23 protein-coding genes, 2 tRNA genes and 1 other RNA gene are annotated in these 19,628 nt (G+C 70.7%); 11 read left to right on the top strand and 15 right to left on the bottom strand.

From position 1 onward, the window contains the following. Positions 1-39: 39 nt before the first annotated feature. Both HHX35_RS28420 and HHX35_RS28415 read right to left on the bottom strand, forming a co-directional pair. Positions 40-789 carry an ABC transporter permease gene (locus HHX35_RS28420; protein WP_182901757.1) on the bottom strand — a complete coding sequence of 250 codons (750 nt, stop codon included), beginning with the start codon at positions 787-789 and terminating at the stop codon, positions 40-42. Beyond that, positions 786-1,649 (bottom strand): ABC transporter ATP-binding protein, encoded by an 864-nt coding sequence (locus HHX35_RS28415; RefSeq protein WP_182901756.1) that lies wholly within the window; start codon positions 1,647-1,649, stop codon positions 786-788. Before HHX35_RS28415 ends, HHX35_RS28420 begins: the two co-directional genes overlap by 4 nt. A 132-nt stretch (positions 1,650-1,781) precedes the next feature. On the opposite strand from HHX35_RS28415, the gene HHX35_RS28410 reads away from it, so the two are divergent. The 3 genes from HHX35_RS28410 (at position 1,782) to dnaN (ending at position 5,077) form a co-directional block, all read left to right on the top strand. Further along, positions 1,782-3,281 carry a sensor histidine kinase gene (locus HHX35_RS28410; RefSeq protein ID WP_182901755.1) on the top strand — a complete coding sequence of 500 codons (1,500 nt, stop codon included), beginning with the start codon at positions 1,782-1,784 and terminating at the stop codon, positions 3,279-3,281. After that, a complete protein-coding gene (locus HHX35_RS28405; protein ID WP_079314250.1) occupies positions 3,272-3,919 on the top strand; it encodes a response regulator transcription factor in 648 nt (215 codons plus the stop codon). Before HHX35_RS28410 ends, HHX35_RS28405 begins: the two co-directional genes overlap by 10 nt. A gap of 66 nt (positions 3,920-3,985) precedes the next feature. After that, a complete protein-coding gene (gene dnaN, locus HHX35_RS28400) occupies positions 3,986-5,077 on the top strand; it encodes a DNA polymerase III subunit beta (protein ID WP_182901754.1) in 1,092 nt (363 codons plus the stop codon). A gap of 88 nt (positions 5,078-5,165) precedes the next feature. On the opposite strand, the gene HHX35_RS28395 is transcribed toward dnaN, so the two are convergent. The 6 genes from HHX35_RS28395 to upp all read right to left on the bottom strand — a co-directional run bounded on the left by HHX35_RS28395 (position 5,166) and on the right by upp (position 9,238). Then, a complete protein-coding gene (locus HHX35_RS28395) occupies positions 5,166-5,855 on the bottom strand; it encodes a FadR/GntR family transcriptional regulator (RefSeq protein ID WP_182901753.1) in 690 nt (229 codons plus the stop codon). Between the two features lie 97 nt (positions 5,856-5,952). Next, positions 5,953-7,275 carry a helix-turn-helix transcriptional regulator gene (locus HHX35_RS28390; protein WP_182901752.1) on the bottom strand — a complete coding sequence of 441 codons (1,323 nt, stop codon included), beginning with the start codon at positions 7,273-7,275 and terminating at the stop codon, positions 5,953-5,955. A gap of 138 nt (positions 7,276-7,413) precedes the next feature. Then, positions 7,414-7,944, bottom strand: a complete 531-nt coding sequence (locus HHX35_RS28385) for a PH domain-containing protein (protein ID WP_139575509.1) — start codon at positions 7,942-7,944, stop codon at positions 7,414-7,416. Then, the gene (locus HHX35_RS28380; protein ID WP_161628024.1) at positions 7,941-8,117 is read right to left on the bottom strand and encodes a hypothetical protein; all 177 of its coding nucleotides are present in this window, start codon (positions 8,115-8,117) and stop codon (positions 7,941-7,943) included. Before HHX35_RS28380 ends, HHX35_RS28385 begins: the two co-directional genes overlap by 4 nt. A 74-nt stretch (positions 8,118-8,191) precedes the next feature. Continuing rightward, a complete protein-coding gene (locus HHX35_RS28375) occupies positions 8,192-8,410 on the bottom strand; it encodes a hypothetical protein (RefSeq protein ID WP_079314255.1) in 219 nt (72 codons plus the stop codon). 189 nt (positions 8,411-8,599) lie between these two features. Continuing rightward, entirely contained in the window at positions 8,600-9,238 is a 639-nt protein-coding gene (gene upp, locus HHX35_RS28370; protein ID WP_182901751.1) for a uracil phosphoribosyltransferase, read from the bottom strand. A gap of 138 nt (positions 9,239-9,376) precedes the next feature. Between upp and HHX35_RS28365 the strand changes: the two genes are divergently transcribed. The 4 genes from HHX35_RS28365 to HHX35_RS28350 all read left to right on the top strand — a co-directional run bounded on the left by HHX35_RS28365 (position 9,377) and on the right by HHX35_RS28350 (position 11,012). Next, on the top strand, positions 9,377-9,865 hold the full coding sequence (locus HHX35_RS28365) for a tRNA adenosine deaminase-associated protein (RefSeq protein WP_030508646.1): 489 nt from the start codon (positions 9,377-9,379) through the stop codon (positions 9,863-9,865). A gap of 15 nt (positions 9,866-9,880) precedes the next feature. Continuing rightward, entirely contained in the window at positions 9,881-10,363 is a 483-nt protein-coding gene (locus HHX35_RS28360; RefSeq protein ID WP_182901750.1) for a tRNA adenosine deaminase-associated protein, read from the top strand. A gap of 32 nt (positions 10,364-10,395) precedes the next feature. Further along, the gene (locus tag HHX35_RS28355; protein ID WP_182901896.1) at positions 10,396-10,866 is read left to right on the top strand and encodes a nucleoside deaminase; all 471 of its coding nucleotides are present in this window, start codon (positions 10,396-10,398) and stop codon (positions 10,864-10,866) included. Positions 10,867-10,927: 61 nt separating this feature from the next. After that, positions 10,928-11,012 (top strand) — tRNA-Ser (locus HHX35_RS28350). Between the two features lie 194 nt (positions 11,013-11,206). Here the strand turns inward: HHX35_RS28350 and HHX35_RS28345 are convergent. Continuing rightward, positions 11,207-11,503, bottom strand: a complete 297-nt coding sequence (locus HHX35_RS28345; protein WP_079320148.1) for a type II toxin-antitoxin system VapB family antitoxin — start codon at positions 11,501-11,503, stop codon at positions 11,207-11,209. Between the two features lie 56 nt (positions 11,504-11,559). Continuing rightward, positions 11,560-12,420 carry a neutral zinc metallopeptidase gene (locus tag HHX35_RS28340; RefSeq protein ID WP_139575512.1) on the bottom strand — a complete coding sequence of 287 codons (861 nt, stop codon included), beginning with the start codon at positions 12,418-12,420 and terminating at the stop codon, positions 11,560-11,562. A 135-nt stretch (positions 12,421-12,555) separates the two neighbouring features. On the opposite strand from HHX35_RS28340, the gene HHX35_RS28335 reads away from it, so the two are divergent. Further along, on the top strand, positions 12,556-14,094 hold the full coding sequence (locus tag HHX35_RS28335) for a phospholipid carrier-dependent glycosyltransferase (RefSeq protein WP_310739357.1): 1,539 nt from the start codon (positions 12,556-12,558) through the stop codon (positions 14,092-14,094). Between the two features lie 8 nt (positions 14,095-14,102). Here the strand turns inward: HHX35_RS28335 and HHX35_RS28330 are convergent, their stop codons facing one another. Both HHX35_RS28330 and HHX35_RS28325 read right to left on the bottom strand, forming a co-directional pair. After that, the gene (locus HHX35_RS28330; protein ID WP_182901749.1) at positions 14,103-14,960 is read right to left on the bottom strand and encodes an MBL fold metallo-hydrolase; all 858 of its coding nucleotides are present in this window, start codon (positions 14,958-14,960) and stop codon (positions 14,103-14,105) included. Between the two features lie 83 nt (positions 14,961-15,043). After that, entirely contained in the window at positions 15,044-15,892 is an 849-nt protein-coding gene (locus HHX35_RS28325; protein WP_182901748.1) for a LysR family transcriptional regulator, read from the bottom strand. Between the two features lie 104 nt (positions 15,893-15,996). Between HHX35_RS28325 and HHX35_RS28320 the strand changes: the two genes are divergently transcribed. After that, a complete protein-coding gene (locus tag HHX35_RS28320) occupies positions 15,997-16,722 on the top strand; it encodes an SDR family oxidoreductase (RefSeq protein WP_182901747.1) in 726 nt (241 codons plus the stop codon). Between the two features lie 266 nt (positions 16,723-16,988). Here HHX35_RS28320 and HHX35_RS28315 read toward each other — a convergent pair whose 3' ends face one another. After that, positions 16,989-17,471, bottom strand: a complete 483-nt coding sequence (locus HHX35_RS28315; protein WP_182901894.1) for a nuclear transport factor 2 family protein — start codon at positions 17,469-17,471, stop codon at positions 16,989-16,991. A 452-nt stretch (positions 17,472-17,923) separates the two neighbouring features. Continuing rightward, positions 17,924-18,511 (bottom strand): NADPH-dependent FMN reductase, encoded by a 588-nt coding sequence (locus tag HHX35_RS28305; protein WP_182901746.1) that lies wholly within the window; start codon positions 18,509-18,511, stop codon positions 17,924-17,926. A gap of 86 nt (positions 18,512-18,597) precedes the next feature. On the opposite strand from HHX35_RS28305, the gene HHX35_RS28300 reads away from it, so the two are divergent. Further along, positions 18,598-19,086: a MarR family winged helix-turn-helix transcriptional regulator gene (locus HHX35_RS28300; RefSeq protein ID WP_182901745.1), complete on the top strand. Its 489-nt coding sequence runs from the start codon at positions 18,598-18,600 to the stop codon at positions 19,084-19,086. Between the two features lie 245 nt (positions 19,087-19,331). On the opposite strand, the gene HHX35_RS28295 is transcribed toward HHX35_RS28300, so the two are convergent. Further along, positions 19,332-19,417: transfer RNA gene (locus HHX35_RS28295), tRNA-Ser, on the bottom strand. Positions 19,418-19,503: 86 nt separating this feature from the next. On the opposite strand from HHX35_RS28295, the gene ffs reads away from it, so the two are divergent. Next, positions 19,504-19,599, top strand: an RNA gene (gene ffs / locus HHX35_RS28290) — signal recognition particle sRNA small type. Positions 19,600-19,628: the final 29 nt, after the last annotated feature.

Raw genomic sequence — 19,628 nt, 5'->3', positions numbered from 1 at the left:
ACCCCTGAGGTAGGCGCCGGGCCGCCAGGGCCGCATCGGCTACTCCCAGCGGAACAGCCGGGCCGCGGCGAGACCGGCGGCCAGCGCCCAGCCCGCCAGCACGGCGAGGTGGAGCGGCTGGGGCGCGTGCCCGCCCAGGGCGTCCATCAGTCCCTGCCCGAAGGCGCCCGTGGGCGTGAAGTCGCTGATCCGGCGCAGGATTTCGGGCATGAGCGGCCGGGGCAGCCACATCCCGGCGAGGAACAGCAGGGGGAACATGAGAGCCGAGCCCACTCCCTGGACGACGCGGGCGTTCGGCGCCACGGCGGCCAGCAACAGGCCGATGGCGAGCATGGTGAGCGAACCGAGGACGAAGACCACGGCGAACGTCCAGGGCGAGCCGGGGAACGGCACCCCGAGGACCAGGCGACCCAGCACCAGCGTCAGCGTGGTGGCGACCACGGACACGACCACGTTGATCACCAGTTGGGCCGCCAGCAGCGCGCCCGGCCGCACCGGCGTGGTGGACAGCCGCCGCAGCACGCCGCGTTCCCGGTAGATCACCAGGCTGCCCGGCAGCACGCTGAGCCCGAGCGTCACGACCGACAGCAGCACCATCATCGCCGTGAAGGGCGCGTCCACGAACCGCTGCCCGCCCAGCGACGGATCCGCGTCGCGGAAGCCGGGGATCGTCGTGCCGAGCCCCAGCAGCAATCCCACCGGCAGCACGATCGCGAAGAACACCGCCATCGGCTCGCGGAGGAAGAGCCGGGCCTCCACGGCCGCGAGTTTTCCGAAGGCTTTCGTCATGACTCCTCCTTGCCGGTGAGAACGAGGAACGCGTCGTCGAGGGTGGTCCGCTCCATCCGCAGGCCCCGCGTGCGCGACGGGGGCAGCACGGCGGCGACGGCGCTCAGCAGGTCGCCGGTGCCGGTGACGGTGACTTCCCCGCCGTCCCTGGTGACGGACGCCACCTCGGGCAGCGCCCGCAGACCGTCGACGGGATCGTCGGTGTGGAAGATCAGGCGCTGCTCGCCGCCGGCGCGGGCGACCAGCCCGGCGGGGGTGTCCACCGCCCGCACCCGCCCCCGGGAGATGACCGCGACCCGGTCGCACAGGCGCTCCACCTCCTCCATGAAGTGGGTCACCAGCAGCACGGTCACGCCGCGTTCCCTGATCCGTGAGACCAGGTCCCACGTGTCGCGGCGGGCCTGCGGATCGAGGCCGGTGGTGAGCTCGTCGAGTATCGCGACACGCGGGCTTCCGACCAGCGCGAGCGCGACCGACAGCCGCTGGCGCTGACCGCCCGACAGCTTGCCGAAGGGCGCGCGGAGATCGAGCCCGGCCTCCACGGCCAGGGCCCGCCAGTCGGCCGGACGGGAGTAGAACGAGGCGTAGAGCGCCAGCGCCTCCCCGACCCGGATCTTGTCGGGCAGCGAGCACTCCTGGAGCTGCACGCCGACCTGCTCTTTCAGGTCCGCGTCCACGGTGACCGTGCCCGCGGTGGGCGTGCGCAGCCCGGCGACGCACTCGACCGTCGTCGTCTTGCCCGCCCCGTTGCGGCCCACGATGCCGAAGACCTCGCCCTCCTCCACGGAGAACGACACGTCCTCGACCGCCACCTTCGTTCCGTACGCCTTGCGTAGGTGGTCCACGGTGATGATTGCCATGGCCAAGACGCTAGGAATCGGACGGTCCGCGGAGAATGCGGCTGCGGACCCGATGGGGGTGCACTTTCCTCCACCCCCATCGGGCGGATCGGGCCACTGTGCCGGCCCGGTGTCGCCCTCCAGACTGGACCCATGACCTCAGCTCGCCCGACGTTCACCGCCCTGGCCCGGAGCGCCGCCCTCGCCGGCCTCGCCCTGCTGGGCCTGGCCGTCGGCCTGGTGGTGCTCGCGGCGGTGCTGCTCACCTTCCTGGTGGGCCTGGTAGTGGTCTTCCCCTCGGCCGTACGGCTCGCGCGGGCCGTGACCCGGCTGCAACGCGGGCTGACCGCCCGATGGTCGGGCATACCCGTGGACGAGCCGTACCGGCCCGCGCCGCCTCCGCCGGTGCCCCAGTCCGACGGGTGGTACCGCGACGGCCGCACGCTGTACAAGCGGCCGACGATTCCGGCCTTCAACCAGCGGTGGAACTGGATGACGAAGGACCCGGCCACCTGGCGCGACCTCGCCTACCTGCTCGCCGCGCCGCTGACGAACGGGCTCGTGGTCGCCGCGCCGCTGCTCGCGACCGCGTACGGCGTCGCGTGGGCGGCCGGAGGCAACCCGGTGATGGGCGCGGTCTGGATCCTGCTCGCGGTGATCGGCGTGCGCTGGTACGCGCCGTGGGCCGTGCGCCTCCACGGCCAGGTCGCGGCCGCGCTGCTGGGGCCCACCGAGAAGGCCAGGCTGGCCCGGCGGGTCAGCCGCCTGGACGCCGCCCGCACCGAGGCCGTCGACTCCCAGGCGGCGGAGCTGCGCCGGATCGAGCGCGACCTCCACGACGGCGCCCAGGCCCGCCTGGTGGCGATCGGCATGACGATCGGCGCGGCCGAGCAACTGCTGGAAGACGACCCGCAGGCCGCCCGGGCGCTGCTCGGCAAGGCGAGGGAGGCCTCGGCGACCGCGTTGCAGGAGATACGGCGACTGGTGCGCGGCATCCATCCCCCGGTGCTGGCCGAGCGCGGCCTCGGCGACGCCGTACGCGCCCTCGCCCTGGACAGCCCGCTGCGCACCCACGTCACGGTCGACCTGCCCGAGCGCGCCACCGCCCCTCTGGAGTCGGCGGCGTACTTCGCGGTCAGCGAGCTGCTGGCCAACGCCGCCCGGCACGGCGACGCGACCGAGGCGTGGGTGGACGTGAGCACGCAGGGGCCGGCGCTGCGCGTGACGGTGACCGACGACGGTCACGGCGGCGCGGACCCCGAGCAGGGCACCGGTCTGCGCGGCATCGAGCGCAGGCTCGGGGCGTTCGACGGCGTCCTCGCGGTGAACAGCCCGGTGGGCGGCCCGACCACGGCCGTCATCGAACTGCCCCGGGCGTTCCGGGTGCGGCCGGCGCCGATGACCCCGTGGCGTTACTTCGGCCGCCTCTGCTGGGGACTGTGGCCGATCGCGCTGTTCCCCCAGGGGCTGGTCGCGATGGTGCTCAAGCTGGTGGGGTCGCCGGTGAAGTCCTGGTTCCTCGGCCTGTACGTGCCCGGGCCCTTCCAGTGGCCGGTCATCGTGGGCATGATGCTGCTCGGCGGCGGTCTGCTGGCCGTCGCGCTGGCGACGACGGTGCGGACCAGGGAAGCGGAGGGCGGCACGTGCGGGTAGTGCTGGCGGAGGACCTGCACCTGCTGCGGGAGGGCCTGGTCGCCCTCCTGCGCGCGCACGGCTTCGAGGTGGTCGCGGCGGTCGAGTCCGGCCCGGAGCTGCTCGCCGCCCTGGTCGGCGAGCGTCCCGACGTGGCCGTCGTGGACGTGCGGCTCCCGCCGACCTTCACCGACGAGGGGCTGCAGGCCGCCCTGGCCGCGCGGCGGCAGGTGCCCGGCCTGCCGGTCCTCGTGCTCTCCCAGCACGTCGAGCAGCTGTACGCCAGGGAGTTGCTGGCCGACGGGTCCGGCGGCGTGGGCTACCTGCTGAAGGACCGGGTGTTCAACGGCGAGCAGTTCGTGGACGCCGTACGCCGGGTCGCGGCCGGCGGGACGGCCATGGACCCCGAGGTGATCGCCCGGCTCCTGGCGAGCAACGCGCGCAACGAACCGCTCGGCCGCCTCACCCCCCGGGAGCGCGAGGTGCTGGAACTGATGGCCGAGGGCAGGTCGAACGCCGCGATCGGGCAACGGCTGTTCCTCAGCGACAGCGCAGTGGGCAAGCACACGGCGAGCATCTTCACCAAGCTCGGCCTGGCGCCCTCCGACGACGACAACCGGCGCGTCCTCGCCGTGCTCGCCTTCCTCAACAGCAAGTAGGGCCGGCCGGGAATGTCGGTGCCGGGCGCTACTTTGGAGCGAGTCGTGGCACAGCAGGAGGTCGGGATGAAATTCCAGGTTAACCGCGACGTTCTGGCCGACGCGGTGGCGTGGGCGGCCCGGGTGCTGCCCGCCCGGCCCGCCGTGCCCGTTCTCGCGGGCCTGCTGTTGGAGGCGGGAGACGACCTGCGGGTGTCCGCCTTCGACTACGACGTCTCGGCCCGCGCCGACGTCGAGGCCGACGTCGCCGAGCCGGGGCGGGTGCTGATCCCCGGGAAGGTCCTGGCCGAGATCACCCGGAGCCTGCCGGCCCGGCCCGTCGAGATCGTCAGAAGCGGCTCGGAGGCGGTGCTCACCTGCGGCAGCACGGAGTTCGGGCTGATCACGATGCCGGACGAGGACTTCCCCGCGATGCCGCAGATGCCGCCGAAGGTCGGCGCCGTGGGCGGGGGCGCCTTCGCCACCGCGGTCGGGCAGGTGGCCGCCGCCGCGAGCCGCGACGACACGCTCCCCATGCTGACGGGCATCCGCGTGGACATCGAGGGCGTGCGGATGTCGATGGCCGCCACCGACCGCTACCGCATCGCCGCCGCCGAGTTCCTGTGGCATCCCGAGCGGCAGGACGTGGGGCACGGCGTGGTCGTGCCGGCGCGGGTGCTGGTCGAGGTGGCCCGATCGCTGCGCGGTGGTGAGGTGGCGATCGGCCTGGGCGACAACGTGGCGGGCTTCGAGAGTCAGGGGCGCACGACGACCGTGCGACTGCTGGACGACCAGTTCATCGACTACCGGTCCCGGCTGACCGCGCAGTGGACGATCCACGCGGACGTGGAGGTGGGACCGTTCGTTGAGGCCGTCAAGCGCGTCGTGCTGGTCGCCGAGCGCAACGCCGCGGTCCGGCTGTCGTTCTCCCAGGGACAGGTGCTGATCCAGGCCGGGGGCGGTGACATCGGCAGGGGCACGGAGGTCGTCGACGCCGAGCTGGAGGGGCCGGACATCCAGATCGCCTTCCAGCCCCACTTCCTGCTCGACGGGCTGGCGGGGGTCGAGACCGGGCGGGCGCGCATCCACATGGACTCGCCGACCCGTCCCGCGCTGATCAGCGACGAGGGCGAGGACCCCGGCTTCCGCTACCTCGTCATGTCCCTGCGGCTCGGCTGAGCCGTGCTCGTTCGACCGGCCTCGCCTGACCATGCTCACCTGATGGGGCCCCGCGGGTGCCGTTCGTACGGACCCGCCGGGCGGGGGCTCAGGAGGTGAGGGTGGCGGAGTCGGTGAGGGCGATGAGGATGTGCTCCATGCACGCGTGACCGGCCCGCTCGGCCGCGGTGGCGTCACCGGCGGCGATCGCGCGCACGATCGCGTCGTGGGGGATGTAGTTCTGCTCCAGGGAGCCGCCGGCCGCCGCGATGCTCGCCCGCAGCGCCGCGGAGAAGTCGACATAGAGGTCGATCAGCACCCTGTTGTGCGTGGCCTCGACGACCGCCACGTGGAAGGCGAGGTCGGCCTCGACGAACGCCTCGGGGTCGCCGTCCGACCACGCCTTCTCGCGCGCGGCCAGCGCGGCCTCGACCGACGCGACGTCCTCGTCGGTCCGCCGCGTCGCCGCGAGGCGGGCCGCCTCGACCTCCAGGGCGCGCCGGACCTCCAGGATCTCCAGCTGCTCGGCCGCGCGCAGCCGCCTGGCCATCGCACCCGACAGCTCGCTGGTGGCCCGCACGTACGTGCCGTCGCCCTGGCGACACTCCAGCAGCCCGGCGTGGGTCAGCGCGCGGACCGCCTCACGGACCGTGTTCCTGCCGACTCCGAGGTGCTCGGCGAGCACCGTCTCGGTGGGAATCTTGGCATTCATCTGCCAGGAGCCGGAGGTGATCTGCTCCTTGAGCTGGTCGATCACCTGGTCCACGAGAGACGCCCGCTGCGCCGTCCGCAGGCTCACGTCAGCCTCCTTTGGGTTGCCAATCATCCGATGATGGAATGAGTGGTAGACCCTCATTATTCCAGAGCCTCCAGAACAAGTCCGGAGCCCCAGGAGGCTATCGAGCGAGCACCGTCGTGGTCATGGAGCCCGGTATGTTCACGCGGATTCCGACCGCTTCCAGGGCTCTACGATATGCCCCTGACTGCCGGTCGAGGGCACCGGCCTGGCCCCACAGGTCGCCGAGCATGCGCCAGGCCCGGGCGGTCTCCCGGTCGGGCGCCTCGCCGTCCAGCAGGTCGTGCGCCCGGTCGAGCGTGACAGCCGGATCTTCGGACCGTGCCAACGCGATCTCGGCCAAGACCATGTTCGCGGTCGCCGCGGTGGTCCCCTTGGCGCTGTCCAATAGATCCAGTGCCTGACCGGCGAGTTCGGCTGCGGATTCCGCGTCTCCGGTCCGGAACCGTACGAAACTCAGCACCACGAGGCTCCGCGCGTGCTCCTGCCGCTCGGCCGGGAACCGCGCGAAGACGTCCGCCGCGGACTCCGCGAGATCATTGGCTCGGTCCAAATCCGCGCCTTCGGGATTCGCCGCGGTGATCTGAGCCCAGTGCATCGCGATGCGGGCGCGGCGCACGGCGATCCGGGCCGGACGGCCGGCCGCGAGGGCGTCCTCGGCGAGCTGCACGGCCAGCGCCGAGTCCTCGCCTTCGGCCGCCGTGACGCTGGCCTGCCACAACGCGAGGATCTCCGCGCTGCGGTCGCTCGCGCGCGCCGGGCCCGCGGTCGACAGCACCCGCTCGACGTACGGCAGGCCGGTCTCGGCCTCCACCAGCGCGAGCGCCAGCTCGACGGCCAGCTGGCCCTCGATCACGCCGAGCCGGTCGATCTGGCCGAGCGCGTGGGCGCCGAGGTCGCGCGCCCGCAGCCGGTCGCCGGCCCGCTGGTAGCAGCGGCACAGCGCGACCGTCAGCGGCAGGTCGGCGAGGCGCTCGGGATGCGCGGAGGCCTCGCGGCGCAGCCGCTCGTACGCCTCGACGGCCCGGCCGACGCGACCCTGGGCCTCCAGCGCCCGCGCCACACCGAGGCGCGCGTGGGCGGCCAGCATCGCGTTGTCCTCACCCGCCGCCTTGACGATCTCGCCGAAGCGGTCGGCCGCCACGGCGGGATCGCCGTGATACAGCTCGAGCTCGGCATGTCGCAAGCCGAGCTCGGTGTCGATGCGCTGCCGGGGTTCTATCCCGTGGAGCAGGAACTCGGTGGTGCAACCGAGCCGCTCGGCGAGCAGCCGGGCGACCACCGGTGTAGGCGTCCGCTTTCCGGACTCAATGAGTGAGACGTAACTGTCGGACAGGTCGGGTCCGGCCAACTGGGCCTGTGACATGCGCCTGCTCAACCGCAATCCGCGGACGCGGTCGCCGATGGTTCCCTGACTCGGCATCTGGTCTCTCAGGGCGGGGGAAGGGTCAATAGTGTCGCCATAATGGCACGAAGCGACCGAATCGTGTAACCCTCCGTCAAGAATCACGACGATGAAGGTTCGATCACGGTGTCGAGATATCGGACGGGTGACCGTCGGTCAGTCGTCGTCCCCGTCCTTGCTGGGGAAGATCATCTGGCAGACCTCGAGGTACAAGGTCTCCGGATAGGGGATGTGGGGGACGGTGCGCAGGGCCTGATCCTGGCCGGCCGACTCCATCACGAACTCGCCATAGCCGAGCATGCGGCCGAGGAGCGAGCGTTGGAAGCTCATGTCGGTGACCTTGCTCAGGGGCATCATCGCGACCTTGCGCGTGATGAGGCCGGTGGTGAGGAGCATGCGCTGGGAGGTGACCACGAAGTAGTCGACCGACCACTCCGCGACCTTCCAGACGAATCGAACCAGCAGGAGGAGCCAGGCCCACCAGACGAGGGCGAGGGCCTGGCTCGCACCGTTGTCGCTCAGGAACTTGCTGAGGATTCCGGCGAGGATGAGCCCACCGAAGATCTCGGCGACCGGGCGCAGGAGGACGGCGGGATGGCGCCGGACCATGATGACTTGGTGTTCGTGGGGGAGGAGGTAACGGTTGACCGACGACGGGGCCGAGTCCCCGTGGGTCACAAGTCTCATGTCAGGGTGGCGAAGAACTGCGCCATCGAGTCGGCCGCGCTGACGATTCCGGTAAAGGCCCCGTGGACCGTGTGGGCCGCGTCAGTCGGTCTCGTGAGCAGGTAGAAGCCCGCCGACACGATGAGCGTCCACTTGATGACTTTCTTCGCCTGCAACGCCGTCACCACTCCCATGACCAATACATTACCCAGACGCCCCGTTTGGTAAAGCGGCTAACCGCCAACGGGTTTCATGATCGTGACGACGGTCAGCCCCGCTCCGCCGCGGCGGTCGCCAGGACCCGCAGATGCTTGCGGGCGATGCGCTCGACCAGTGCGGGGTGCGCGTGTCCGGTGACCTCGATGGCGCCGTGGTGGGCGGCCTGAACGCACCGGGTCACCGTCGCGGGAGGATGCACCCCCGCGAACTCGTCCCTGAGCAGGGCCTCGAGCTGTTCGTAGTGCTCGCCGGCCGGATGCTGGATCATCGCTCTCCCTGGTGGCGCGCCGCTCGCGAGAGCGCGAGGTGACGTCGTCATCACACTGCGTACCCTACTGGGCGCGCAGTGTAACCAGAGGCGAGATGCGGACGGACCGCGCGGAAAGGAAGGGAAATCAGACCCCCGGGAAATCAGACCCCGGGAAATCAAGCCGGGGCAATCGGACGGCGGGGGAGATCAGACGACGCCGTACAGGCGGTCGCCGGCGTCGCCGAGGCCGGGCACGATGTAGCCGTTCTCGTTCAGCCGTTCGTCGAGGGCGGCCGTCACCACCCGGATCGGCCGGTCGCCACCGCGGAACGCCTCATCCAGGTACGCGATGCCCTCGGGCGCGGCCAGCAGGCAGATCGCGGTGACGTCCCGGGCGCCGCGGTCGAACAGGAAGTGGATCGCCGCGGCGAGGGTCCCGCCCGTGGCGAGCATCGGGTCGAGCACGTAGCACTGGCGGCCGGACAGGTCCTCCGGCAGCCGCGTGGCGTAGGTCTGGGCCTTGAGCGTGGACTCGTCGCGGATCATTCCGAGGAATCCCACCTCGGCGGTCGGCAGGAGCCGGGTCATCCCGTCGAGCATCCCCAGCCCCGCGCGCAGGATCGGCACCACGAGCGGCACGGGGCGCGCCAGCCGTACGCCGTGGGCGGGGGCGAGCGGCGTGTCGACCGTCACGTCGGTGACCCGGACGTCCCTGGTGGCCTCGTAGGCGAGCAGCGTGACCAGCTCGTCGGCCAGGCGGCGGAACGTCGGCGAGTCGGTCCGCACGTCGCGGAGAGTGGTGAGCTTGTGGGCGACGAGCGGGTGGTCGACGACGAGGGTCTCCATGGGAAGAGAAGTTACCGTCTCCTGGGCAAACCCTCGACGTCGGCTGAGTCTTTGATCACGATTTGGAGTGAGCACCGTACGGTACGACTCCGATTCTGCGACCATTGCCTGCGTGAAGACCGTGCGGTGGGGAAGACGATGACAGACGTGGACACTCTTGACTTCGCCATCGTCGTCTATCGCGAGGAGGACCGCTGGGAGGCGGAGATGCTCCCGGTGGCGCTGACCTCCGACCTGGACGGACTCATTCACGCCCTCCGCCAGACCCCCAGCATGGGAACCACGATTGGCATGGTCGCCGTAGGGGATGACTTCTTCGTGGCGTTACGGGTCTTCGGCGAGCAGGTGGACGTCTTCCTCTCGGACATCACGGCCGCCTGGGAGTGGCCGCTGGCGCAGCAGGTCCTCGAATACCTCGACGTGCCGGTGCCCGAGGAGGAGGAGCTCGACAGCGTGCTTCCCGCCGGGGACCTGTCCATCTTCGCCGACCTGGGGCTCGACGAGATGGAGCTGGGCGCGCTGTCCGGCGACCTCGATCTGCTGCCCGACGAGGTCCTGTCCAGCATCGCCGCGCGGCTGGGTTTCTCCCAGCCATTCGAACGCGCCGTCGACGCCGCCATCGGCTGACCTGGGGAGACGGCAATGCCCTCCAGATCCAACCTTTTCTCCGCCGGTTTCGCCCGCATCGACGGCCGCTGGGCCGGCGCCGAGGTCGACCTCGGCGAGGCCGAGATCGCCGACGACCTGAGCGACGCCCTGCAGGAGGCCCTCGGGCTCAGCGGCGACGAGCTCGCGCTGCTGTGCGTGGAGGTCGAGGACGAGTGGTTCGCGATCATCCGCTATGAGGACGATCTCGACCCCCGCGTGTTCATCTCCGACGCGCACGCCGTGCAGAACGACCCCCTGGGCGAGATCTTCGCCGAGCTGGCCGGCGTCGTCGTGGACAAGGACGCGCCCGACCTCGGCATCCGTCCGGTCGGCGACCTGGAGCTGCTCGGCGACTTCTCGCTGAGCGCGGAGGAGCTCGTGGAGCTCAGCATGGAGGAGGGTGTGCTGCCCGCCGACATCCTCTCCCTCATCGCCGAACGGCTCGGCTTCGCCGACGAGCTCGACCGCCTGCGGTGACCGGCTCGCCGCCGGACACGTACGAGGCCGCCATGCGGCTGGCGCTGGCGGAGGCCGTCCGGGCGGGCGGACGCGGCGAGGTGCCGGTCGGCGCCGTCGTACTCGGCCCGCCCGAATCCGGAGTGTCGCCGCCCGGCTCGCCTGGGCCGGGAAGGGTGCTGGCGGCGGCGGGCAACGACCGTGAGGCGAGCGCCGACCCCACGGCCCACGCCGAGGTGCTCGCCCTGCGCGCCGCGGCGGCGCGGATCGGCGACTGGCGGCTGACGGGCTGCACGCTCGTCGTAACGTTGGAACCCTGCACGATGTGCGCCGGCGCCGCGGTCCTCTCCCGGGTGGACCGCGTCGTGTACGGCGCGGTGGACGAGAAGGCCGGGGCCGCCGGATCGCTGTGGGACGTCCTGCGGGACCGTCGGCTCAACCACCGGCCCGAGGTGGTCATGGGCGTGCTGGCCGGTGAGTGCGCGGCCGTGCTGACCGAGTTCTTCTCGGGCCGCCGCGCCTGACTCGGCGGGCGGAAGAAAACGGATGCACGCGCAGTGGTGTTCGTCCGGTAAGCTGCTGCGCGGTGGAGTCGCCTAGTGGCCGAGGGCGCACGCCTCGAAAGCGTGTGTAGGGCAACCTACCGTGGGTTCAAATCCCACCTCCACCGCTCGACGCAAGAGCCGCCGATCCTGATCACAGGGGTCGGCGGCTCTTTTCGCGTCCAGCGTCCAGCGTCCGGAGGCATCGGCCCGGCACGGCCGGTCAGAGCGCGTTCGCCACCCGGGTGCCGGCCGGCCGCCGCCCGCCGCCACCCGGATGCCGGTCGGCCCGGCATAGGCGGCGAGCATCGCCGGAGAGCGTCTAGTCCTGCAGCTCCAGCACGCGGGCGTGCAGCACCGAGCGCTGGTGGAGGGCGGCGCGCAGGGCGCGATGCAGGCCGTCCTCCAGGTACAGCTCGCCCTTCCACTGCACCACGTGCGGGAACAGGTCGCCGTAGAAGGTCGAGTCTTTGGCGAGCAACGAGTGCAGGTCCAGCACCGCCTTCGTGGTGATCAGTGTGTCGAGCCGGACCTGCCGGGGCGGGATCTGCGCCCACTCGCGGGACGACAGTCCGTGCTCGGGATAGGGCCGTCCGTCACCGACCAACTTAAAGATCACGGTATGTAGTTTAGGAGACGACGCAAAGGTTCGCGCCCGAGGCTCCGCCGGGGGTCTCAGACGCTCCCTGAGAAGGTGTCGCAGCGTGCCGGGTCGCCCGACGAGTAGCCGTTCGTGAACCACTTCTGCCGCTGGGCGGAGGTGCCGTGGGTGAACGCGTCCGGGTTGACCCTGCCCTGGGCCTGCTCCTGGATGTGGTCGTCGCCGACCGCGGCGGCGGCGTCGAGCGCCTCCTGGATGTCGGCGTCGGTGAACGGCTTGGCGTAGAAGCCGGTGTCCACCGCGTTCTTGGCCCACACGCCCGCGTAGCAGTCGGCCTGAAGTTCGAGCCGCACCGAGCCGCTCTCCGCGCCCTGGTCCTGGCCGACGCGGTTCATGGTGCCGAGCAGGTCCTGCGCGTGGTGGCCGTACTCGTGGGCGATCACGTACGCCTGGGCGAACGGGCCGCCCTTGGCCCCGAACCGCGACTGCAGCTCGTCGAAGAACGACAGGTCCAGGTAGACGTGCTTGTCGTTGGGGCAGTAGAAGGGACCGACGGAGGAGTCCGCGGCGCCGCAGCCGGTCTGCACCCCGCCGGAGAACAGCGTGGTCTTCGCGCCCGTGTACCCCTGGATCTGCTCGCCCCAGTACTTCTGGATGCTGTTGACGACGCCCACGACCCGGCACTTCTCCGACTGGTCGGCGTCGGCGCCGGTCTTGCACTGCGCGCTCAGGTCGCTGGTCGGCTGCAGGCCGGCGGGCTCGTCGCCGCCGCCGGTGATGTTGCCGGGGTTGACCCCGAAGATCAGGGCCACGATGAGGGCGATGATGCCGGCGGCTCCGCCGCCGATGGCCAGACCTCCGCCGCGGAACCCGCCCCCACCGCCGACGTCCTCGACCTGCGAGGTGTCGAGTTGCGCTCGGTCATCGAAATCCATCTGCGACGCTCCCGATGGCGTTGCCGGTTGCTTGCCGGGGCTACTGCCCCGGGGGGCGGTGATCATGCCTGACGGTCCGCCATGCCGGATCCGTCTTGCTCTGATCTTCGCGTTTTGCCGGGTTAGGATCACCGCGTGCCTCTGACCGCCTTACCCCGGCTGGTGCCGCCGATGCCGGGCAGGCGGGGGTGGCTCGGCCCGCTGGCCGTGGCCGCTCTCGGGGGGTTCCTCCGGTTCTACCGTCTCGACGTCCCGCACGCGCTCGTCTTCGACGAGCTCTACTACGCCAAGGACGCCTACTCGCTGATCACGTTCGGCGTCGAGCGGCAGTTCGCCGACGGCGCCGACCAGGTGTTCGTACGCGGCGGCACGGACGTGTTCAAGGCGTGCGGGACGTTCGAGGAGTGCGCCGCCTACGTCGCCCATCCCCCGCTCGGCAAATGGCTGATCGGCGCGGGGGAGTGGCTCTTCGGCATCACGCCCTTCGGGTGGCGGTGCGTCGCCGCGCTCGCGGGCACGCTCAGCGTGCTGGTCCTGGCGCGGACCGCCCGCCGGATGACCCGCTCGACCCTCCTCGGCTGCCTCGCCGGTCTGCTGCTGGCCCTGGATGGCCTGCACCTCGTGCTGTCGCGATCCGCGCTGCTCGATGTCTTCCTCATGTTCTGGGTGCTCGCGGGCTTCGCCTGCCTGGTCGCCGACCGCGACGCGGCCCGCATGCGCCTGACGGAGTGGTATCGCACCTCCGCCCTGCACGGGCCCGCTCCCCGGCTCGGCCCGCGGCCCTGGCGGCTGGCGGCCGGGCTGTGCCTGGGCGCGGCGACGGCGACCAAGTGGACCGGCCTGCTGTTCGTCGTGGCGTTCGGGATCATGACGCTCGTCTGGGACTGCGGGGCCAGGCGCGCCGTCGGCCTGCGCCGGCCGTACCGGCAGGCGGTCCGTCTCGACTGGCCGCTGGGGCTCGCCTGGCTCGGCGCCGTACCGGCCGTCGTGTACGTCGCGTCGTTCGCCGGATGGTTCGCCTCGGCCGGCGGGTGGGGCCGCAACTGGGACCGCGCGACCTCGAACGGCTGGGCCTACTTCGTCTTCGACTCGCTTCGCTCGCTGGTGGACTACCAGAGCCAGGTGTTCGGCTTCCACCAGGGGCTGAGCGCGCACCACGACTACCAGTCGGACCCGTGGACCTGGCCGCTGCTGCTGCGGCCGGTCGCGTTCTTCTACCAGGCGCCCCACGGCACCTGCGGCGCCGCCTCCTGCTCGCAGGCGATCCTCGGGACCGGCACTCCGGTGATCTGGTACGGCGCGCTGCTCGCGCTGCTCGCGATGGTGGGCTGGTACGCGAGGACCCGCGACTGGCGGGCGGGCGCCGTCCTGCTCGCCTACGCGGCGGGATGGCTGCCGTGGTTCTACTTCGCGCTGGCCGACGACCGCACGATGTACCTGTTCTACGCGATCCCGGCGGTGCCGTTCATGGTCCTCGCGATCGTGCTGGCATGCGGGCTCGTCCTCGGGCCGCCGGGCGCGCCGGCCGCGCGGCGCTCCACGGGGGCGACGGTGGTGGGCGCGTTCACGCTGCTCGCACTGGTCGACTTCTGGTGGCTGTCGCCCGTGCTCACCGCCGTGCCGGTGCCGTACGACGTCTGGCTGAGCCGCATGCTGCTGCGCAGCTGGATCTGATCCGATCGCTAGTTGTAGACGATGAACTCGGGATAGACGTGGACGCCGGGCCGGCCCCCGATCTCCGCCACCGCGTCGCGGATCCGGCGCAGGTGCTCGACCGTCATCTGGAGCGGCGGCTCGTCCGGCTGGTAGGTGGTGCGGATCGGGTAGTCCTCGCCCGGCACGTTGGTCATCTCGATGTGGCAGCCGAGAACGTGGGTGACGGGCCGGGCCTCGGCGAACTTCACCAGGCGGTCGACGGTCTGCTCGAACGCCGGCCGGTCCGCGACGTACAGCCGCCCGGGGTAAACGGTGTCACCGGTCAGGAGCAGGCCGGTGGGTGGGTCGTAGAACGTCACCGCCGACCCGTGGTGCCCGGGGCTCGCCAGCACGTCCAGAACGCGGCCGCCCAGGTCGACGCTCCCGGGAACGTCGAGATCGTCGCCGAGCCCGAAGAACTCGCGCACGTGCTCCACGGCGGGATCGACGACGACCGTGTCCGGGCGGTGGCGGAACTGACCGTCGCCCGCGATGTGGTCGCCGTGGCCGTGCGTGTGGGCGACGAGGAGCCCGTAGCCCTCGCGGGGGTGATCGGCCAGCCAGCGGTCCACGATCTCGTCCACCGTCCGGCGCAGCGGGAAGTACGCGGGTGATGCCGTCGCGCCTGTGTCGAGCAGCAGGGCCCGGGTGTTCCCGAACATCAGGAACATGAAGGGCGCCTCGTAGTTGATCGCCATGTTCTGGCGCAGGACGAACGTGTGCTCGTCGTACCGGTGCACCTGGATGTCGGGGTCGGTGTTGTGCTTGGCCGACTCAGAGCCGTGAATCCACCGGACGTCGAGGTCCCCCGCTCGCGGAATCGCAGGGAAGTCGATCTGTTCCATTCGGCCCACCCTCCTCTCTCCGTCCGGCGGATGTCCAGCCGATATGGGCCTGGCCCGCCGCGGAAGCCGGGAGGCAAGGACGGCTAGAGGCGGGTCGCGGCCCGGACCAGCCCGGCGACGGCGTGCGACCGGCTGTGCGGCGGCCATGCGATCACCGTCGTCACCGTCGGCGCGTCCAGCACCGGCACCGCGGCGAGATCGGGGCGCAGATAGGCCCGGCACGACTCCGGCAGCACCGCCGAGGCCCGGCCGAGCGCGATGAGCTGGCAGAGCTGCGCATGGTCCCGGGCCTCCGGACCGGGGCCGTCCGGGTATGTGCCGTCGGTGCGGGGCCAGCGCGGCGTGGGCAGGTCGGACAGCGCGGTGACGTCGGCCATCCGCAGGTGGGCCCGGCCGGTGAGGGGATGCCCGGCGGGCAGGACCGCGACCTGCCCCTCCGCGCGCAGCTCCTCGGTGTCGAACCCGGCCGTCGAGTCGAACGGCAGGTGCAGCAGCGCCACGTCGGCCCGGCCGTCGCGCAGCAGCCGCTCCTGCTCGCCGATCCCGCACAGGAGCACGTCGACCGCGACCGCGCCGGGCTCGGCGGCGTACGCCTCGAGCAGCTTCGGCAGCAGCTCGCCGGAGGCCCCGGCCTTCGTGACGAGGACCAGGCCGGGCCGGCCGGTCGCGGCGAGGGCGGCGCGGCGGGTGCGGCGCTCGGCGGCCTCGACCGCGTCGAGGGCCGCCTGGCCCTCGCGCAGCAGCACCGACCCGGCCTCGGTCAGCGTGACGGTGCGGCTCGTGCGGTCCAGCAGCGTCACCCCGAGCCGCCGTTCGAGCTGCCCGATCGCCCGCGACAGCGGCGGCTGCGCGATCCCGAGCCGCTGCGCGGCCCGCCCGAAGTGCAGCTCTTCGGCGACGGCGACGAAGTACCGCAGCTCACGCGTCTCCATGTCGCCACGGTATCGCCGGAAGCGAGTGATCGATACCCGGGAGGTATCGATGCCCACCCAAACGGTGTTGGAGGTTCCGCACTGGGCGCGGACAGGATGAGACCATGAGCGAAGAGACGATCGCGCTGGTCACCGGCGCGAACAAGGGCATCGGATATGAGATCGCGGCCGGCCTGGGCGCCCTCGGCTGGAGCGTCGGAGTCGGTGTCCGGGACGAGGGGCGCCGGGAGGGCTCGGTGGAGAAGCTGCGCGCGGCGGGCGTCGACGCGTTCGGCGTGCCGCTCGACGTGACGGACGACGCGAGCGTGGCCGCCGCCGCCGAGCTGATCGAGGAGCGCGCGGGCCGCCTCGACGTGCTCGTCAACAACGCCGGGATAACCGGCGGCGTGCCGCAGACGCCCACCACGGTGGACCCCGCCACGATGCGGGCGGCCGTGGAGACCAACGTGATCGGCGTCATCCGCGTCACCAACGCGATGCTGCCGTTGCTGCGCCGCTCGGCGTCGCCGCGGATCGTGAACATGTCCAGCACCGTGGGCTCTCTCACCCGGCAGACCACTCCCGGCGCAGAAACGGGCCCGATCTCCGCCGCGTACGCGCCGTCGAAGACGTTCCTCAACGCCGTCACCGTGCAGTACGCCAAGGAGTTGCGCGACACGAACATCCTGATCAACGCCGGCTGCCCCGGTTTCTGCGCGACCGACCTCAACGGCTTCCGCGGTGTCCGTACGCCCGAACAGGGCGCGGCGATCGCGATCCGGCTCGCGACCCTGCCCGACGACGGCCCGACCGGTCAGTTCTTCGACGACGCCGGGCCGGTGCCCTGGTGACCCACGGCATCGCACGCGTCCGGCCTGGGTTCCACGAGGGCGACGCGTGAGGTCCGGACACACGAAAGGCCCGGCTGGATGGACCGGGCCTTTCGTGTTCTCGCTGCTCAACCAAGCGCGGAGGATAGGAGATTCGAACTCCTGAGGGGTTGCCCCCAACACGCTTTCCAAGTCTGCGGACCGTCGTTCACCGCAGGTCGTCGGGGTCTCCAGCTATGGCGTCGGCTCTCATGCTGACCGGTCGTGCTGCTCGCTCCGCAGCCGGGCTAGACGTCGTCGTCCGGGCGTAGGGCGTGCAGGACCGCAGAAGTGTCCAGGTAGAACGGGTGTATCTCGGTGATGCGATCATTCTTGATCGTCATCAGCTGCATCACCGAGGTCTCCAAGGCCCGGCCGGTGGCGCGGGCGCGCAGGATGCCGCGGTTCCAGACCACGACACTGCCGCCGTCGACCACATACTTCTGCTCCAGGAACTCCAGGGACTGCCATGCCTCGCTCATGGCGGCCATGAACTGCTCGATGCCGCTCGGTCCGCGCCAGGTGCCCCCGTAGGGCAGGGAGTCCGCCTGGTACATCACGACCTCTGGGTCCAGGCACTCGGCAAGCTCGCCGAAGTCGGCCTTGCCGAGGCCCCCTGCGGCGATATAGGCAACTTCCGCCCGGTAGAACCTCTCCAGCACCGCCAGTGAGCTCCTGCCCTCGTCGCCTCCCGAAGCCGGACCGTCATTCGTCGTTGCTTCTGCCACCATGCGCTCATCATGTCCGCCCCGGACAGGATGCATCTGGCGGAAATCGGACGTTTGTGAGCGGGTTTGCGGAGCCAAAGGATGAGTGAGGCGATGTGGAGTCCGGCCCGGTAGCGGGCTGCCGGCTTGTAGAAGCGCGTTGCGATGGCTCGGAATTGCTTGAGGCGGTTGAAGCAGCGCTCGACCACGTTGCGGGCTTTGTAGAGCTCGGGGTCGAAGGCCGGGGGTCTGCCACCGGCTCTGCCGCGGCGCTGGCGATTGGCCCTTTGGCCGGTCCGCTCCGGGATGACTGCGCGGATGCCCCGGCGCCGAAAAACACGCCGTTGATTACCTGCCGGTGGTCGCGCCACGGACGGCCTGGTCCATCGGTAGCCGGCAGCAGGGGCTTCAGCGCCTCCCATGCTGCGTCCGTCAGCTCGCCGCGTCGTGTCACGTGATCGGTCACGAACTGGACCTCATGCAGCCGTGGGCGTCTGCGTCTTGGCCTGGCGCACCCCGCGTAGGGCGCCGGACCAGGCGATCAGCTGGTCGAGCATGTCGCCTACGGCGGTGTGGAGGCCCTCCTGGGGGACGAAGGTCCCGGTGTGGAACGAGGGGTGTGTCGAGATGGTGGGCTGGGCGCGGACCGTGGCCACCTGGAGTTCGGCGAGGACGAGCCGCAGCGCTTCGGCGGCCCGGGCCCCGGCGACCCAGCCGCCGTAGCTGATAATCCCGGCGGCCTTGTCGTTCCATTCCCGGTAGACGTAGTCCAGGGCGTTCTTCAGGGCTCCGGGGAAGGAGTGGTTGTACTCGGGGACGAGGAAGACATAGCCGTCGAAGCTGTCGATGAGTGCGCCCCAGGCGCGGGTGTGGTCGTGCTGGTACTGCTGGAAGTTCGGGTTGCCGGGCTCGTCGAGGTTGCCGAGGTCGTGGTCGGCGAGGTCGACGAGTTCGTAGTCGGCTCCGCCGTGGGCACGGGCGGCCTCCAGTGCCCAGGCGGCGATCTTGTCGCCGCGGCGTCCGGGGCGGGTGCTTCCGAGGATGACTGCGATGCGAAGCGGCATGGTCTTCCTTCCGAGAGTTGTCACGTCAACTCTAGATTGGGCGGAGTTGAAGTGACAACTCTGCTGGTCGCGGTATCCTCAGCCACATGACGGAGACTCGATCGCTGGAACCGGAGGAGTGGGAGTTCTGGGATACCTGGATGCGCGCGCAGCGCCTGCTCACCAGGGAGCTGGAGCGTGGTCTACAGCATGACTGCGACATCTCGAAGGCCGAGTTCAGCGTGCTGGTGACGCTGTGGCAGGCCGCTGGCCGCGAGATGCGTGTCGGTGAGCTCTCCGAGTCGCTCGACTGGGACAAGAGCCGTGTCTCACATCAGCTGACGCGCATGGAAAAACGCGGCTTCGTCAAGCGCAGCCAGTACGGGGCCGATGGTCGCCGCGCGGGGATCGGGCTGACCGCCGAGGGGCGCCGCGCCGCCCAAAGTGCCATCCTCGTGCACGGCGGCAACATCCGCCGCCACTTCCTCGACTCACTGACCCCCGAGCAGGCATCAGTCATCCGGGCATGGAGCGAGCAAGCAGTCGATCGCCTGGAGCCGCACCGCAGCGAGGCTGCCAGCGACGGCGCGTCCTAGACCGCGTCCCACCGCCCTCACAGACACCGCCGATACGGCCCTCGGCATTCTCAGACAGGCCCTAGGGCTGCAACACCATCCGGCACATCGTGGCGAAGCAGGTTGACGGGCTGCTGTGGGAGTCCACGGACGGCCCCGGGGAAGCCTCTCCAGAGGTCAACTGAGACCAAAACTGAGACCCTGGACGCGCGAAAGGCCCGGTTGGATGGACCGGGCCTTTCGCGTTCTTGCTGCTCAACCAAGCGCGGAGGATAGGAGATTCGAACTCCTGAGGGGTTGCCCCCAACACGCTTTCCAAGCGTGCGCCCTAGGCCAACTAGGCGAATCCTCCGTCGGACAGCTTAGCCCACTTTCCGGCGTGGTTTCGACTGTTGTCTCGACGGCCCGCGCACACCCGTCGAGTGGCTAGACTGTCCAACGGACCCCTCGCGCGGCGTCATCCTGTGAACCTCCCCAGGGCCGGAAGGCAGCAAGGATAAGCGGGCTCTGGCGGGTGTGCGAGGGGTCTCTCAGTTAGCGGGTACGCCGGCCGGGTCGACCCT

The sequence above is a fragment of the Microbispora sp. H10830 genome, assembly GCF_014161375.1.
In the GTDB taxonomy this organism is placed as follows: domain Bacteria; phylum Actinomycetota; class Actinomycetes; order Streptosporangiales; family Streptosporangiaceae; genus Microbispora; species Microbispora catharanthi.
The sequence above is the reverse complement of the archived record's forward strand: the minus strand, read 5'-3'. Positions and strand labels throughout refer to the sequence as shown.